This window comes from Streptomyces corchorusii (assembly GCF_001514055.1).
GTDB classification, from domain to species: domain Bacteria; phylum Actinomycetota; class Actinomycetes; order Streptomycetales; family Streptomycetaceae; genus Streptomyces; species Streptomyces olivaceoviridis.
In genome coordinates, this window is record NZ_KQ948357.1 from 137,766 (window position 1) to 153,400 (window position 15,635).

At 72.0% G+C, this 15,635-nt stretch carries 14 protein-coding genes; 9 read left to right on the forward strand and 5 right to left on the reverse strand.

Translation table 11 applies throughout. From position 1 onward, the window contains the following. Window positions 1–64 precede the first annotated feature (64 nt). On the reverse strand, window positions 65–694 hold the full coding sequence (locus AQJ11_RS19130) for a DUF3043 domain-containing protein (RefSeq protein ID WP_175252126.1): 630 nt from the start codon (window positions 692–694) through the stop codon (window positions 65–67). 266 nt (window positions 695–960) lie between these two features. On the opposite strand from AQJ11_RS19130, the gene AQJ11_RS19135 reads away from it, so the two are divergent. From AQJ11_RS19135 to AQJ11_RS19155, 5 genes are all read left to right on the forward strand, one after another. After that, window positions 961–1,740, forward strand: a complete 780-nt coding sequence (locus AQJ11_RS19135; RefSeq protein WP_078611732.1) for a PspA/IM30 family protein — start codon at window positions 961–963, stop codon at window positions 1,738–1,740. A gap of 33 nt (window positions 1,741–1,773) precedes the next feature. Then, entirely contained in the window at window positions 1,774–2,052 is a 279-nt protein-coding gene (pspAA, locus tag AQJ11_RS19140) for a PspA-associated protein PspAA (protein ID WP_014672250.1), read from the forward strand. Window positions 2,053–2,395: 343 nt separating this feature from the next. Continuing rightward, the gene (locus AQJ11_RS19145) at window positions 2,396–3,631 is read left to right on the forward strand and encodes a sensor histidine kinase (protein WP_175252125.1); all 1,236 of its coding nucleotides are present in this window, start codon (window positions 2,396–2,398) and stop codon (window positions 3,629–3,631) included. Further along, window positions 3,628–4,308, forward strand: coding sequence for a response regulator (locus tag AQJ11_RS19150; protein WP_014672248.1), 681 nt, complete (start codon window positions 3,628–3,630; stop codon window positions 4,306–4,308). Before AQJ11_RS19145 ends, AQJ11_RS19150 begins: the two co-directional genes overlap by 4 nt. 132 nt (window positions 4,309–4,440) lie before the next feature. Continuing rightward, a complete protein-coding gene (locus AQJ11_RS19155; protein WP_059263846.1) occupies window positions 4,441–7,542 on the forward strand; it encodes an efflux RND transporter permease subunit in 3,102 nt (1,033 codons plus the stop codon). A 71-nt stretch (window positions 7,543–7,613) separates the two neighbouring features. On the opposite strand, the gene nadA is transcribed toward AQJ11_RS19155, so the two are convergent. Beyond that, a complete protein-coding gene (nadA, locus tag AQJ11_RS19160) occupies window positions 7,614–8,798 on the reverse strand; it encodes a quinolinate synthase NadA (protein WP_014672246.1) in 1,185 nt (394 codons plus the stop codon). Between the two features lie 265 nt (window positions 8,799–9,063). Between nadA and AQJ11_RS19165 the strand changes: the two genes are divergently transcribed. Continuing rightward, window positions 9,064–9,420 (forward strand): HesB/IscA family protein, encoded by a 357-nt coding sequence (locus tag AQJ11_RS19165; protein WP_014672245.1) that lies wholly within the window; start codon window positions 9,064–9,066, stop codon window positions 9,418–9,420. An 89-nt stretch (window positions 9,421–9,509) separates the two neighbouring features. Here AQJ11_RS19165 and AQJ11_RS19170 read toward each other — a convergent pair whose 3' ends face one another. Both AQJ11_RS19170 and AQJ11_RS19175 read right to left on the reverse strand, forming a co-directional pair. Continuing rightward, window positions 9,510–11,030: a hypothetical protein gene (locus AQJ11_RS19170; protein ID WP_059263847.1), complete on the reverse strand. Its 1,521-nt coding sequence runs from the start codon at window positions 11,028–11,030 to the stop codon at window positions 9,510–9,512. A gap of 101 nt (window positions 11,031–11,131) precedes the next feature. Next, entirely contained in the window at window positions 11,132–11,341 is a 210-nt protein-coding gene (locus AQJ11_RS19175) for a hypothetical protein (RefSeq protein ID WP_014672243.1), read from the reverse strand. Between the two features lie 129 nt (window positions 11,342–11,470). Between AQJ11_RS19175 and AQJ11_RS19180 the strand changes: the two genes are divergently transcribed. Beyond that, a complete protein-coding gene (locus AQJ11_RS19180) occupies window positions 11,471–12,445 on the forward strand; it encodes a carbohydrate kinase family protein (protein ID WP_058080253.1) in 975 nt (324 codons plus the stop codon). 27 nt (window positions 12,446–12,472) lie between these two features. On the opposite strand, the gene AQJ11_RS19185 is transcribed toward AQJ11_RS19180, so the two are convergent. Continuing rightward, window positions 12,473–13,849, reverse strand: coding sequence for a cysteine desulfurase/sulfurtransferase TusA family protein (locus tag AQJ11_RS19185; RefSeq protein ID WP_078611730.1), 1,377 nt, complete (start codon window positions 13,847–13,849; stop codon window positions 12,473–12,475). 279 nt (window positions 13,850–14,128) lie between these two features. Between AQJ11_RS19185 and ctaC the strand changes: the two genes are divergently transcribed. Together ctaC and AQJ11_RS51115 are read left to right on the forward strand one after the other, a co-directional pair. Further along, a complete protein-coding gene (gene ctaC / locus AQJ11_RS19190; protein ID WP_041665120.1) occupies window positions 14,129–15,088 on the forward strand; it encodes an aa3-type cytochrome oxidase subunit II in 960 nt (319 codons plus the stop codon). Beyond that, window positions 15,085–15,635: cbb3-type cytochrome c oxidase subunit I (locus AQJ11_RS51115; RefSeq protein ID WP_425265010.1), on the forward strand; the 551-nt coding region annotated here is incomplete at its 3' end. The genes ctaC and AQJ11_RS51115, both read left to right, overlap by 4 nt.

Genomic DNA, 15,635 nt, shown 5'->3' on the forward strand with positions numbered 1-15,635 from the left:
TCCCGCAGGCCGCCCGGCCCGTCCAGCCGGGCATCGGCCGCGCCCCCGGTGAAAGCGTCAGCGCTCAGGGCCGCTCTCCGCGCTTGACCTGCGGCTTCGGCAGCCGGAGCCGACGGATCTGCAAGGACCGCATCAGGGCGTAGGCGACCGCGCCACGCGTGTTCTCCTCAGGGAAGCGCTCCTGGAGCCGCTTCCTGAGCCGGAAGCCGCTGACCGCCCCGTCCAGCACGATCAGCACGATCACGATCAGCCACAGCAGCAGCGCGATGCTCTGGATCGCGGGCACCCGCACCACGCTCAGCACCAGGATGACCACCGCGAGCGGCAGGAAGAACTCCGCCACGTTGAACCGCGAGTCCACCCAGTTCCGGGCGAACTTGCGCACCGGGCCCTTGTCCCGGGCCGGCAGGTAGCGCTCGTCGCCGCTGGCCAGCGCCTGGCGCTGCCGCTCCAGGGCCTGGCGCCGCTCCTCGCGCTGGCGCTTCGCGGCCTCCTTGCGGTTCGTCGGAGTACGGGCGACGCTGCGGCGCTGGGACTGGGCCTCACTGCGCTTGGGAGTGGGCCTGCCCTTCGGGGCCTGCGGGTCGCGGGGCTGCTTGGAGAGGGTCACCGGCGCCTTGTCGGCGGTCGGGGCCTTCTCTTCCTTGGCACGGCTACGGAACACAAAACCCAAGGGTAAGGGCTGCACCGGCATGGACCCCAGCCCGGTGGGGAACGATCCGGCAACACCGGACGTCTTCAGGGGGACAGAGGGGACGCACAGAGGGCTTCCGGCGGCATCAGGGTGGATCACCTACTCCCTGCGCCGGAGCGGAACGGTCCGCAGTCGTCCTCGGGGATGAGCGCATCACCCCGCGAACAGTGCGGTAATGGAAGCAGGGCCCGTACTGTGGGTCCTGTCGCAGGATCTGTGAGCTGGAGTCCGTCAGAAGGGGGCGCGCGAAGCCCATGAGCGGTGTCATGAAGCGTATGGGGATGATCTTCCGCGCGAAGGCGAACAAGGCCCTTGACCGGGCCGAGGACCCGCGCGAGACCCTCGATTACTCGTACCAGAAGCAGCTGGAGCTGCTCCAGAAGGTCCGCCGCGGCGTCGCCGACGTGGCCACGTCCCGCAAGCGCCTGGAACTCCAGCTCAACCAGTTGCAGCAGCAGTCCTCCAAGCTGGAGGACCAGGGCCGCAAGGCGCTCGCGCTCGGCCGTGAGGACCTGGCCCGCGAGGCGCTGTCCCGCCGCGCCGCCCTCCAGCAGCAGGTCACCGACCTCGAAACCCAGCACGCGACCCTCCAGGGCGAGGAGGAGAAGCTCACCCTCGCGGCCCAGCGCCTCCAGGCCAAGGTGGACGCCTTCCGTACGAAGAAGGAGACCATCAAGGCCACCTACACCGCCGCCCAGGCCCAGACCCGCATCGGCGAGGCCTTCTCCGGCATCTCCGAGGAGATGGGCGACGTCGGCCTCGCCATCCAGCGCGCCGAGGACAAGACCGCCCAGCTCCAGGCCCGGGCCGGCGCCATCGACGAACTGCTCGCCTCCGGCGCCCTCGACGACCAGTCCGGCATGCACAAGGACGACATCCAGGCCGAGCTGGACCGGCTCTCCGGTGGTACGGATGTAGAGCTGGAACTGCAGCGCATGAAGGCCGAGCTGGCCGGGGGCTCCCCGCAGCAGGCCATCGAGGGCGGCACCGGTCAGGGGCAGTCCCAGCAGCAGCCGCAGGACACCCCGCGCTTCGACAAGCAGTAGCCCGGCGCCGGGGCCCGAGCCGAGGAGGCCGACGTGATCGTACGGATCATGGGGGAGGGCCAGGTGACGCTGGACGACTCCCACGTCGTCGAGCTGAACAAGCTGGACGACGAGCTGCTGGAGGAGATGGAGAGCGGCGACGAGGAGGGCTTCCGCCGCACGCTCGGCGCCCTCCTCGACTCCGTCCGCCGGCTCGGCACCCCGTTGCCGGACGACGCGCTGGAACCCTCCGAGCTGATCCTCCCGGCGCCGGACGCGACGCTGGACGAGGTCCGGGAGATGCTCAGCGACGACGGGCTGATCCCGGGCTGAGGCCCCGGCCGGTTCGGGCGGAACGCGCGGGACGGGACGCCTGCCCGGCCCCGCCCCGGCCGGCCCCCCGTACCGGGCGCCCTGCCGTCGGCCGGTCTGTCCGGCTCCGCTCCGGCCGGTCCCCCGTACTGGGCGCCCTGCCGTCGGCCGGTCTGTCCGGCTCCGCTCCGGTCGGCCCTCCGTACTGGGCGCCCTGCCGTCGGCCCGCCTGTCCGGCCCCGCCCCGGCCGCCCCCCGCACCGGGCGCCCTGCCGTCGGCCCGCCTGCCCGGCCCCGCCCCGGTCGGCCCCCCCGCACCAGGCGCCCTGCCGTCGGCCGGTGCCGGGACCGTACTGTGCACACCGTGAGCACTCTCGAACGCGCCCGGTGCGGCCTCAGGGCGCACCCCCTGGCGGCGGACGCGGCGCTCGCCGCCGGCGTGCTGGCCTGCATGGCCGCCGGTTCCTTCGCCGCGCCCCAGGGCCACCACGGTCTGACCTGGAGCATCCGCACCCCGGCCGTCCTCAGCCTCGTCCTCATGCTGGCCGGCGCGGCGGCGCTCGTCTTCCGGCGCCGGGCGCCCAGGACGGTCCTCGCCGTCACCGGCACCGTCTCCCTGGTCGAGTGCGTCACCGGCGACCCCCGCGCCCCGGTCGCGATGTCCGCCGTCATCGCCCTGTTCACCGTCGCCGCGACCACCGACCGCTCCACCACCTGGCGCCTCGGCCTGCTCACCATGACCGTGCTGACGGCCGCCGCCATGCTGGCCGGCCCGCTGCCCTGGTACGCCCAGGAGAACCTCGGCGTCCTCGCCTGGACGGGCATCGGCGCCACCGCCGGCGACGCCGTACGCAGCCGCCGCGCGGTCGTCCAGGCCATCCGGGACCGCGCCGAGCGCGCCGAACGCACCCGGGAGGAGGAGGCCCGCCGCCGGGTCGCCGAGGAGCGGCTGCGCATCGCCCGCGATCTGCACGACGTCGTCGCCCATCACATCGCCCTGGTGAACGTGCAGGCCGGGGTCGCCGCGCACGTCATGGACAAGCGGCCCGACCAGGCCAAGGAGGCCCTCGCGCACGTCCGTGAGGCCAGCCGCAGCGCGCTCGACGAACTGCGCGCCACCGTCGGCCTGCTCCGCCAGAGCGGTGACCCCGAGGCCCCCACCGAACCCGCTCCGGGCCTGAGCCGCCTGGAGGAGCTGGCCGACACCTTCCGCAGCGCCGGCCTGCCGGTGTCCGTGGCCCGCGCCGACCAGGGCACCGAACTGCCCGCCGCCGTCGACCTGGCCGCCTACCGGATCGTCCAGGAGGCCCTGACCAACGTGCGCAAGCACGCGGGCCCCGAGGCCGGGGCAGAGGTGAGCGTCGTACGCGTCGGGCCGAACGTCGAGGTCACCGTCCTGGACGACGGCCCGGGCACGCCCGACGGCCCCGAGGCCGGCCGCGCCTTTGGGGACGGCGGCGGGCACGGGCTGCTCGGCATGCGCGAGCGGGTCACCGCGCTGGGCGGCACCCTGACCACCGGACCCCGCTACGGCGGCGGGTTCCGCGTCCATGCGATCCTGCCCGTCAAGACGACGACGGCCCAGGGGGAGCCCGTATGACCATCCGCGTCCTGCTCGCCGACGACCAGGCACTGCTGCGCAGCGCGTTCCGGGTGCTGGTCGACTCCGAGCCCGACATGGAGGTGGTCGGGGAGGCCTCGGACGGTGCGGAAGCGGTCCGGCTGGCGAAGGAGCACGGCCCCGACGTCGTCCTCATGGACATCCGGATGCCCGGCACCGACGGCCTGGCCGCCACCCGGCAGATCGGCGCCGACCCGTCCCTCGCGCAGGTCCGCGTGGTCATCCTGACCACCTTCGAGGTCGACGACTACGTCGTGCGGGCGCTGCGCGCCGGCGCCTCCGGCTTCCTCGGCAAGGGCAGCGAGCCGGACGAACTGCTGAACGCCATCCGGGTCGCGGCCGGTGGCGAGGCCCTGCTGTCCCCCGCCGCCACCAAGGGCCTGATCGCCCGTTTCCTCGCCGGGGGCGACGACGGCGACGGCCCCGACCCCGCCCGCTCCGAGCGGCTCGGCACCCTCACCGGCCGGGAGCGGGAGGTCCTCGTCCTGGTCGCCGGCGGCCACTCCAACGACGAGATCGCCGAGCGGCTGGCGGTCAGCCCGCTGACGGTGAAGACGCACGTCAACCGGGCCATGGCCAAGCTGGGCGCGCGGGACCGGGCGCAGCTCGTCGTCATCGCGTACGAGTCGGGGCTGGTACGTCCGAGGATGGACTGATCTCCACCCGCGTCTACTGCGCGCGGAGTAGGGGGCGGCGGAGGAACGGGACCTGGGGCCTACGGAAGGGCCCTTGCGGATGGCTCAGGGTGGTGGAGACTTCTGCCGCTCACAGAAGAGAGACCCTGACCCATGTCCTGGCTGTCCAGATTCAGCCTCGCCCAGCGCGCCCTCGTCGGGCTCGTGTCCCTCATCGCGCTCGCCTTCGGGCTGATCGCGATACCCCAGATCAAACAGCAGCTGCTGCCCACCATCGAACTGCCCATGGTGTCGGTGATCGCGCCGTACCAGGGCGCCTCGCCCGACGTGGTCGAGAAGCAGGTCGTCGAACCCATCGAGGACAACCTGCAAGGCGTCGACGGCGTCACCGGTGTCACCTCCACCGCCAGCGAGGGCAACGCCGTGATCATGGCGTCCTTCGACTACGGCAACGACACCAAGCGGATCGTCTCCGACGTCCAGCAGGCCGTGAACCGGGCCCGCAACCAGCTCCCGGACGACGTCGACCCGCAGGTCGTCTCCGGTTCCACGGACGACATGCCGACCGTGGTCCTCGCCGTCACCTCCGACAAGGACCAGCAGGCACTCGCCGACCAGCTCGACACGACGGTCGTGCCGGCCCTGAAGGACATCGACGGCGTCGGCCGCGTCCAGGTCACCGGCGTGCGCGACCTCCAGGTCGCCGTCACCCCCGACGACGCGAAGCTGGCGCGGGCCGGCCTCACCCCGGCCGCGCTCGGCCAGGCCCTCCAGGCGGGCGGCGCGACCGTACCGGCCGGCTCCTTCGACGAGGACGGCGCCAACCGCACCGTCCAGGTCGGCGGCGGCTTCACCTCGCTGAAGCAGATCAAGGACCTGATGGTCACCGGCGAGGGCGTGAAGCGGCCGGTGCGCCTCGGCGCCGTGGCCACCGTCGAGGAGCGGCCCGCCCCGGCCGACTCCCTCACCCGCACCGACGGCCGGCCCAGCCTTGCCGTCAACGTCACGATGGACCACGACGGCAGCGCGGTCTCCATCTCGAACGCGGTCGAGGACAAGCTGCCCGGCCTGCGCGCGGACCTCGGCGCGGGCGCGCGGCTCACGGTCGTCAGCGACCAGGGCCCGGCCGTGTCCAAGTCCATCAAGGGCCTGACCACGGAGGGCGCGCTCGGCCTGCTCTTCGCGGTCCTGGTGATCCTGGTCTTCCTCGCGTCGGTCCGCTCGACGCTGGTGACGGCGGTCTCCATCCCGCTGTCGGTGGTGCTGGCCCTGATCGTGCTGTGGACGCGCGGGCTGTCCCTGAACATGCTCACGCTCGGCGCGCTGACCATCGCCATCGGCCGGGTCGTCGACGACTCGATCGTGGTCCTGGAGAACATCAAGCGGCACCTCGGCTACGGCGAGGAGCGCAAGGAGGCGATCCTCGCGGCGGTGCGCGAGGTGGCCGGCGCGGTCACCTCCTCCACCCTCACCACGGTCGCCGTGTTCCTGCCGATCGGCCTGGTCGGCGGCATGGTGGGCGCCCTGTTCGGCTCGTTCAGCCTCACGGTGACGGCGGCCCTGCTGGCCTCCCTGCTCGTGTCGCTGACGGTCGTGCCGGTCCTGTCGTACTGGTTCCTGCGCGCCCCCAAGGGCACCCCCGAGGACGCGGCGCAGGCCCGCCGCGTGGCCGAGGAGAAGGAGGCCGGCAGCCGCCTCCAGCGGGCGTACGTGCCCGTCCTGCGGTTCGCGACGCGCCGCCGGCTCACCAGCGTGCTCATCGCGCTCGTCGTCCTGGTCGTCACGTTCGGCATGTCCGGCCTGCTGAAGACGAACTTCTTCGACCAGGGCGACCAGGAAGTCCTCACCGTCAAGCAGGAGCTGAAGCCCGGCACCAGCCTCGCCGCCACGAACGCGCAGGCCAAGCGGGTGGAGAAGCTGCTCGCCGCCACCGAGGGCGTGAAGGACTACCAGGTCACCGTCGGCTCGTCCGGCTTCATGGCGGCCTTCGGCGGCGGCACCGACACCAACCAGGCGTCGTACCAGGTGATGCTGAAGGACTCCGCGTCCTACGACGACGTGCAGAAGCACCTTGAGGACGGCCTGAAGAAGCTCAAGGGCATCGGTACGACCACCGTGTCGGCCGGCGACGGCTTCGGCGCCCAGGACCTCAGCGTGGTCGTCAAGGCGTCCGACGCCGGGGCGCTGCGGACGGCGGCGGAGCAGGTCCGCTCCACGGTCGCCGGCCTCGACCACGTCACGGACGTCACCAGCGACCTCGCGCAGAGCGTGCCGCGGATCTCGGTCAAGGCGAAGGCCGGGGCGGCGGCGGCCGGGTTCGACGACCAGAAGCTGGGCGCCGCGGTGGCGCAGGCCGTGCGCGGTACGACGGTGGCCAAGGCGGTCCTCGACGACACCGAGCGGGACGTCGTGGTGAGGTCGGCGAAGCCCGCGACCACGCTCGCCCAGCTCAAGGCGCTGCGCCTCGGCCCGGTGAAGCTCGGTGACATCGCCACGGTGAAGCTGGTGGACGGGCCGGTGTCCATGACCCGCATCGACGGGCAGCGCGCCGCCACGATCACGGCCAGGCCGACGGGTGACAACACGGGTGCGATCAGCACCAAGCTCCAGTCGAAGATCAAGGACCTGAAGCTGCCGGCGGGTGCCACGGCCGAGATCGGCGGGGTCTCCTCCGACCAGGACGACGCGTTCAAGAACCTGGGGCTGGCCATGCTGGCCGCCATCGCGATCGTCTTCATGGTCCTGGTCGCGACGTTCCGCTCGCTCGCCCAGCCGCTGATCCTGCTGGTCTCCATCCCGTTCGCGGCGACGGGCGCGATCGGTCTGCTGCTCGTCACCGGCACCCCGATGGGCGTGCCCGCGATGATCGGCATGCTGATGCTCATCGGCATCGTGGTGACCAACGCGATCGTGCTGATCGACCTGATCAACCAGTACCGGGCGCAGGGTCACGGCGTGGTGGAAGCCGTGATCGAGGGCGGCCGGCACCGGCTCCGCCCCATCCTCATGACGGCGCTGGCGACGATCTTCGCCCTGCTCCCCATGGCGCTGGGCGTCACCGGCGAGGGCGGCTTCATCGCCCAGCCCCTCGCCGTGGTCGTCATCGGCGGCCTGATCACGTCGACCCTGCTGACGCTCCTGCTGGTCCCGACGCTCTACGCGATGCTGGAGCTCCGCAAGGAGCGCCGGGCGAGGAAGCGGGCGGCGAAGAAGCAGCCGGCACCGGAGAACGCGCCGGAGCCGGCCGGAGTGTGACGGCATGACGAAGGGCCGGGTCCCGGCGGAGACCCGGCCCTTCCTGCCGTACTGGGCAAGCGCGAGCCCTACTAGGGAAGCGCGAGCATCCGCTCCAGCGCCAGCTTGGCGAACGCCTCCGTCTCCTTGTCGACCTCGATGCGGTTGACCAGGTTGCCGTCGGCCAGGGACTCCAGCGCCCAGACCAGGTGGGGGAGGTCGATGCGGTTCATCGTCGAGCAGAAGCAGACCGTCTTGTCGAGGAAGACGATCTCCTTGCCCTCCGGGGCGAAACGGTTCGCCAGCCGGCGCACCAGGTTCAGCTCCGTACCGATCGCCCACTTGGAACCGGCCGGGGCCGCCTCCAGGGCCTTGATGATGTACTCGGTCGAGCCGACGTAGTCCGCCGCCGCCACGACCTCGTGCTTGCACTCGGGGTGGACCAGCACGTTCACGTCGGGGATGCGCGCGCGCACGTCGTTGACCGAGTCCAGGCTGAAGCGGCCGTGGACCGAGCAGTGCCCCCGCCACAGGATCATCTTCGCGGCCCGCAGCTCCTCGGCCGTCAGCCCGCCGTTCGGCTTGTGCGGGTTGTAGACCACGCAGTCGTCCAGGGACATCCCCATGTCGCGGACGGCGGTGTTGCGGCCCAGGTGCTGGTCCGGCAGGAAGAGGACCTTCTCCCCCTGCTCGAAGGCCCAGTCCAGGGCCCGCTTGGCGTTGGAGGAGGTGCAGATCGTGCCGCCGTGCTTGCCGGTGAACGCCTTGATGTCGGCGGAGGAGTTCATGTACGACACCGGGACCACCTGCTCGGCGATGCCCGCCTCGGTCAGCACGTCCCAGCACTCCGCGACCTGCTCGGCCGTCGCCATGTCGGCCATGGAGCAGCCGGCGGCGAGGTCGGGCAGCACGACCTTCTGGTCGTCGGAGGTCAGGATGTCCGCCGACTCGGCCATGAAGTGCACACCGCAGAAGACGATGTACTCGGCCTCCGGGCGCGCGGCCGCGTCCCGGGCCAGCTTGAAGGAGTCGCCCGTGACGTCCGCGAACTGGATGACCTCGTCGCGCTGGTAGTGGTGGCCGAGGACGAAGACCTTGTCGCCGAGCCGGGCCTTGGCGGCGCGGGCGCGCTCGACCAGGTCGGGGTCCGAGGGCGACGGCAGGTCTCCGGGACACTCGACGCCCCGTTCGCTCTTCGGGTCGGCCTCGCGGCCGAGCAGCAGCAGGGCGAGCGGAGTCGGCTGCACGTCGAGCTCCGGGGTCTGGGCGGTGGTCACGACACGCACCCTTTCTACTTTTCGTCTAACTGACGCTATCTATCATAACCGGTTCACGTCACTTTGACGATGCCCATAGCGTCCATGTGACGTGAATCCCGCTCCGGTCCCTCCGCGGGCCGTGCGGGCCGCTGTCCGCGCCCGGGACCATGTGCGAGCATGAAGTCGGAAGCGACAACGCGAATGCCCGGCCCGGAATGAATCCGCGGAAGCGCCGGTTGCACTCGTCGGCAAGCAGTCTCCGTACAACCCGGGAGAGATGTAGATGTCCGTATCGGACGAGACCACCACCGTCACCGACGGCATCATCCTGACCGACGCCGCCGCGGCCAAGGTCAAGGCCCTGCTCGACCAGGAAGGCCGCGACGACCTCGCGCTGCGCGTCGCCGTCCAGCCCGGCGGCTGCTCCGGCCTGCGCTACCAGCTCTTCTTCGACGAGCGCTCGCTCGACGGCGACGTCGTGAAGGACTTCGGCGGGGTCAAGGTCGTCACGGACCGGATGAGCGCTCCGTACCTCGGCGGTGCCACCATCGACTTCGTCGACACGATCGAGAAGCAGGGCTTCACGATCGACAACCCGAACGCGACCGGCTCCTGCGCCTGCGGCGACTCCTTCAGCTGAGCCGACGGCCGGCAGAGCCGCACGGTCTGACGGCTGGGAAAGGCGGCGGTCCCCTTCCGGGGGCCGCCGCCTTCGCCTTTCCCGCCCGGTCAGCGCGGCTGCGCCGACGCGTCCGGCCGCAGCGAGCCCGGCTTCGCCTCCGGGACCGCCTTGCCGTCCGCGCCGACCACCGTCCGCCCGTCCAGCGGCGCGTCCAGGGTCACCGTCTTCACGTACTCCTTGGCGATCAGGACGCACACCCGGCCCTGCCAGGGCCGCTCGGTGACCGTCACCGTCACCCGGCCGCCGCTCTCGCGCGCCGACGTCCGGTAGTCGGCGCACACCCCGCCGTAGAAGCTCAGGTTCAGCCTCCGCCCGTCGGCCGTATAGGCGTTCACCCTCACGCTCCGGCTCTTGCCGGGCGCCTGGGACGGCTTCGGCGCCGGGGACGCGGACGCCGAGGTCAGGTACGCCGGGTCGACCGCCGGATACGTCACCGTGAACGCGCCGCCCGCCGTGGACCCCCGCACCCGGAACAGCCAGGACGGCACCAGCGTCTGCCGCCCGCCGACGGAGTGCGCGGCCAGCCCGAACACCGCCTTCTCGACCGTCACCGTGTCCCCGGCCGCCTTCGGCGCCCCCGTGGACGCGCCGCACGGCTGCTCCAGCCGGTCCTTCAGCGGCTCCGGGCTCGCGCACCCCCCGATCCCCATCCGGTGGCCGTCCCGCGCCGCCCCGTTCATCAGCTCCAGCGTCTTCGCCGCGCCCACCACGGGGTACGTGTCACCCTTCACCGGCGTCGCCAGCAGCCCGTGCCCGCCGACCAGTTCGCCGTCGCGGTCGACGGTCAGGCCGGTCGTCCAGCCGTACGTGGGCAGCCCGCCGACCACCGGCTCCGCGTCGACCACCCGCCTGGCGCCCATGACCCGGCTCGCGTCGGTCCTCGCGCCGTCCAGCCCCGCCGCCCTCAGCACCGGTGCCGCCGCCTTCTCCGCCTCGGCCGCGCTCACCGGGTCGCCGGCCGGAGCGCCCGGGTCCTGCGCGCAGACGGTCACCTTCCGGCAGTTGTCGGTCCCGGGCGCGTACCGGTCGAAGGTCCAGCCGCCCGGCGCGTCCCGGTTCACCGTCAGCCTCGGCCCGGAGCCGTCCTGACCGCCCACCCGCCAGATCCGCCCCTCGGCCACCGGCGCCCCGTCGACCCCGAGCGCCTTCGCCAGCCGGACCACCCGCTCCCGGCCGACCTCGGCCCCCGGCTCGTACACCGGCGCCGAGCCGGGCCCGTCGGGCAGCTCGCCCCGCGCCACGTACCGGGCGCCGTACGGGTCCGGCTCCCCGGGCGCGATTCCGCCGGTGCCGGAGTGCGCCCAGCCGTCCAGGGCGAGCGGCGGGGGAGTGCCGTGGGCTGCGCCGGGGGCGGCCGGACCACCCGTACGGCCGTCCGTGCCGTTGCCCGCGGCGAGGTAGGCGCCACCGCCGCCGACCAGCAGGACGGCCGCGGTGGCGACGGCGACGATGACGGCGGTGGGGCGCCGGCCACCCGTCCGCCCCGGTTCCGTCGTCTTCTGCGGGGCCGCGGGGGACCGGTCGCGTCCCTCGGGGGCGCCGGAGTTCTCAGACCGCTCGGTGTTCACCGCATCGCTCCTCGCTGCGTCGTGTCCCGCGTCCCCTGCGCGGGGGACGGCGATGGGACGCGGGAGGGGAGCGCGCGGTTCCCGCCGCTCGCGCCCCGCGCTCAGTCGCCGTAGTCCGACATCGCGTCCAGCAGCCGTGCGGACCGCGCCGGCACGCGCACCCCGTGGATGAGGGACGGCGGCACCGGCCGGGACTCGGGGTGCTCCGGGACCGCCCAGTGCGGCGCCATCCGGGCGCAGTCGCCGCGCAGCGCGGCGAGGTCGCCGTCGGGATCGGCCGGGGCGGAAGGGGTGACCTTGAGGTTCGTCATGCCCGCACCGTAGGCACGGCCCGGCCTGCGGCAAAAGGGCTACTATCGGGTAGTTTCGTCAGCTTCAGTGGCAGCTCCGGACCGGGTAGCGTGAACTGTCAACGCAGCCTCCCGCAGGAGAACACCGTCGTGCGTATCGCAGTCACCGGCTCCATCGCCACCGACCATCTCATGACCTTCCCCGGCCGCTTCGCCGACCAGTTCGTCGCGGACCAGCTGCACACGGTTTCGCTCTCCTTCCTGGTCGACAACCTCGACGTGCGCCGCGGCGGCGTCGGCGCCAACATCGCCTTCGGCATGGGCCAGCTCGGCACCGCGCCCCTCCTGGTCGGCGCCGCCGGCTTCGACTTCGAGGAGTACCGGGACTGGCTCGACCGGCACGGCGTCGACACCGAATCGGTCCGCATCTCCGAGACCCTGCACACCGCCCGCTTCGTGTGCACCACCGACTCCGACCACAACCAGATCGGCTCCTTCTACACCGGCGCGATGAGCGAGGCCCGGCTGATCGAGCTGAAGACGGTCGCCGACCGCGTCGGCGGTCTCGACCTGGTCCTCATCGGCGCCGACGACCCCGAGGCGATGCTCCGCCACACCGAGGAGTGCCGCTCCCGGAACATCCCGTTCGCCGCCGACTTCTCCCAGCAGATCGCCCGGATGGAGGGCGAGGAGATCCGGATCCTGCTGGACGGGGCGACCTACCTCTTCTCCAACGAGTACGAGAAGGGGCTCATCGAGTCCAAGACCGGCTGGAGCGACGCGGAGATCCTGGGCAAGGTAGGCCACCGGGTCACCACGCTCGGCTCCCGGGGCGTGCGCATCGAGCGGGCCGGCGAGGACCCGATCGAGGTCGGCTGCCCGGAGGAGGAGCGCAAGGCCGACCCCACGGGCGTCGGCGACGCCTTCCGCGCGGGGTTCCTGTCGGGACTGGCCTGGGGCGTCTCCCTGGAGCGCGCCGCCCAGGTGGGGTGCATGCTGGCCACGCTGGTCATCGAGACCGTGGGGACGCAGGAGTACCAGCTGCGCCGGGGCCACTTCATGGAGCGGTTCGTGAAGGCGTACGGCGACGAGGCCGGGCAGGAAGTGCGGGCCCACCTCAGCTGACACGGCCCCGGACCCCTCCGGGACCGCTCAGCTCACCCGGCGTACCAGGTACGCCGTTCCCCTGGCCGCCGGCTCCTCCCCGACGTACTCCTGCCCCCGCATCTCGCACCACGCCGGGATGTCCAGGCGGGCCGCCTCGTCGTCGGAGAGGACCCGGACGGTCCCGCCCACCGGCACCCGGCCGAACACCTTCGCCAGTTCGATGACCGGGATCGGGCAGCGCTTGCCGAGGGAGTCGACGAGCAGTTCCTCGGCACTGCCCCCGGTGACCGGGGCGGGCGCCCCCAGCTTCTCCCGGACGCCCGCCACCGCCTCCGGCAGCACCTCCAGGAACCGCTCCACGTCCGCCTCCGCCGTGCCGGGCGGCAGGGACACCCGCACGTTCCCCTCGCTCAGCACCCCCATCGCCTTCAGCACATGGCTGGGAGTCAGCGTGCTGCTCGTGCAGGAGGAGCCGGAGGACACCGAGAAGCCGGCCCGGTCCAGCTCGTGCAGCAGCGCCTCGCCGTCGACGTAGAGGCAGGAGAACGTGACGATCCCGGGCAGCCGGCGCACCGCGTCGCCGACCACCTCCACGTCCGGTACCAGCTCCGGCACCCGCGCCCGGATCCGCTCCGTCAGCCCCCGCAGCCGTACCGCCTCCTGGGCCGCCTCGGCCCGGACCGCGCGCAGCGAGGCCACGGCCGCCACGATCGCCGGGATGTTCTCGAACCCGGGCGCCCGCCCCGACTCCCGCTCGTCCACCGGCCCTTGGGCGGCGAACCGCACGCCCTTGCGTACGACGAGCAGCCCGACCCCCGACGGCCCGCCCCACTTGTGCGCGCTGGCCGCGAGCAGCGACCAGTCGCCCTCGACCGGCCCCCAGCCCAGCGACTGCGCCGCGTCCACCAGCAAGGGCACCCCGGCCGCCCGGCACACCTCCGCCACCTCGGCCACCGGCTGCACGGTCCCCACCTCGTGGTTGGCCGACTGGAGGCACGCCAGCGCGGTGTCCGCCCGGAGCGCGGACGCGTACCCCGCCGGGTCGACGGCTCCCGCCCGGTCGACGGCCACCCGGGTGACGGTCCCGCCGTCCGCCTCGAACACCTCCGCCGAATGGAGGACGGAGGAGTGTTCGACGGACGACACGATCAGGTGGCGTCCCACCCGCCGCCGCCCGGCCAACGCCCCCGCGACCCCCGTGTGCAGGGCCCGGGTGCCGGACGACGTGAACACCACCTCGTCCGCACGGCAGCCGACGGCCTCGGCAGCCGCCTCCCGCGAGGCGTCCAGCAGCATCCTGGCCTTGCGTCCCTCCCGGTAGAGCCGGGCGGGATCGGCCCACCCCTCATCCAAAGAGGCCAACAGGGCCTGACGCGCGACGGGGTGGAGAGGAACGGCGGAGGAAGCATCGAAGTAGGCCATACGGCAACGTTAAGACCCTGGTGGAGGCGGCCGGCCCGGGGCGCGAGGCCGTGACCTCAGCGGCTCCGCCGCGGGGCGCGACCAGCCACAACGCACCCGCAGCCGCCAATCAAGCGAACCACCCGGGTTAGTAGGCACCCCTCCCCGCGAACCCTCGGAGAGGGTGGGCTAGGGTTTGGTCCGCATAAACATCCAAACCCCTGCCCGACGCAGGGCGGCGACCGACCAGCGAGAAGGCCGCAGCCGACCGCGCGGGCGAGACTCTCGGGAAGGCGCTACGTGAGTCCCAACGGCTCCGACCGCTCGCCGCGGCGCCCGATGCGGCGGAAGCTGCTGCAGGCACTGACCGCGGGCCTGGTCCTGGCGACCGCAACCGGTTGCACATACAAGGACTTCCCCCGCCTTGGCATGCCCACCCCGACCACGGAAGAGGCTCCGCGGATCCTCTCCCTGTGGCAGGGCTCCTGGGCTGCCGCGCTCGCCGTCGGCGTGCTGGTGTGGGGCCTGATCCTGTGGAGCGCCATGTTCCACCGGCGCAGCCGCACCAAGGTCGAGGTTCCTCCGCAGACTCGGTACAACATGCCGATCGAGGCCCTGTACACGGTGGTCCCGATCATCATCATCTCGGTGCTCTTCTACTTCACGGCCCGGGACGAGTCGAAGCTCCTGGACACCTCGAAGAAGCCCGACGTCACGGTCAACGTGGTCGGCTTCCAGTGGAGCTGGGGCTTCAACTACATCGAGAACGTCCCTGGTTCCTCCGGCGACGCCAAGACCGACAAGAACCTGGACGCCATTCCGGACCAGCTGCGGAACCAGTTCCCGGCCAACGCCGGCGGTGTCTACGACGTCGGCACGCCCGGCACGCGGAACCCGCAGACGAACAACCCCGGCCCGACGCTGTGGCTGCCCAAGGGCAAGACGGTCCGCTTCGTCCTGACCTCGCGTGATGTCATCCACTCCTTCTGGGTGGTGCCGTTCCTGATGAAGCAGGACGTCATCCCCGGCCACACCAACGCCTTCCAGGTGACCCCCAACAAGGAGGGCACCTTCCTCGGCAAGTGCGCCGAGCTCTGCGGCGTGGACCACTCCCGGATGCTGTTCAACGTGAAGGTCGTCTCCCCGGAGCGCTACGCGCAGCACCTCAAGGAGCTCGCGCAGAAGGGGCAGACCGGTTACATTCCGGCCGGCATCGCGCAGACGAGCCACGAGAAGAACCAGAGGACGAACAACCTGTGAGCATCCTCAACGAACCCCAGGGTGCCGCGGCAGCTGAAGGCTCGCACGCCGACGAGCTGCCGGTCCGGCGCAAGCAGCCCGGCAATGTCGTGGTGAAGTGGCTGACGACCACCGACCACAAGACGATCGGCACGCTCTATCTGGCGACGTCGTTCGCGTTCTTCCTGATCGGCGGCGTGATGGCGCTGATCATGCGCGCCGAGCTGGCCCGTCCCGGGCTCCAGTTCATGTCGAACGAGCAGTTCAACCAGGCGTTCACGATGCACGGCACGATCATGCTGCTGATGTTCGCGACGCCGCTGTTCGCCGGTTTCGCGAACTGGATCATGCCGTTGCAGATCGGCGCGCCCGACGTGGCGTTCCCGCGGCTGAACATGTTCGCCTACTGGCTGTACCTGTTCGGCTCGCTCATCGCGGTCGGCGGCTTCCTCACCCCGCAGGGCGCGGCCGACTTCGGCTGGTTCGCCTACTCCCCGCTGTCGGACGCGGTCCGCTCGCCGGGCATCGGCGCCGACATGTGGATCATGGGTCTGGCCTTCTCCGGTTT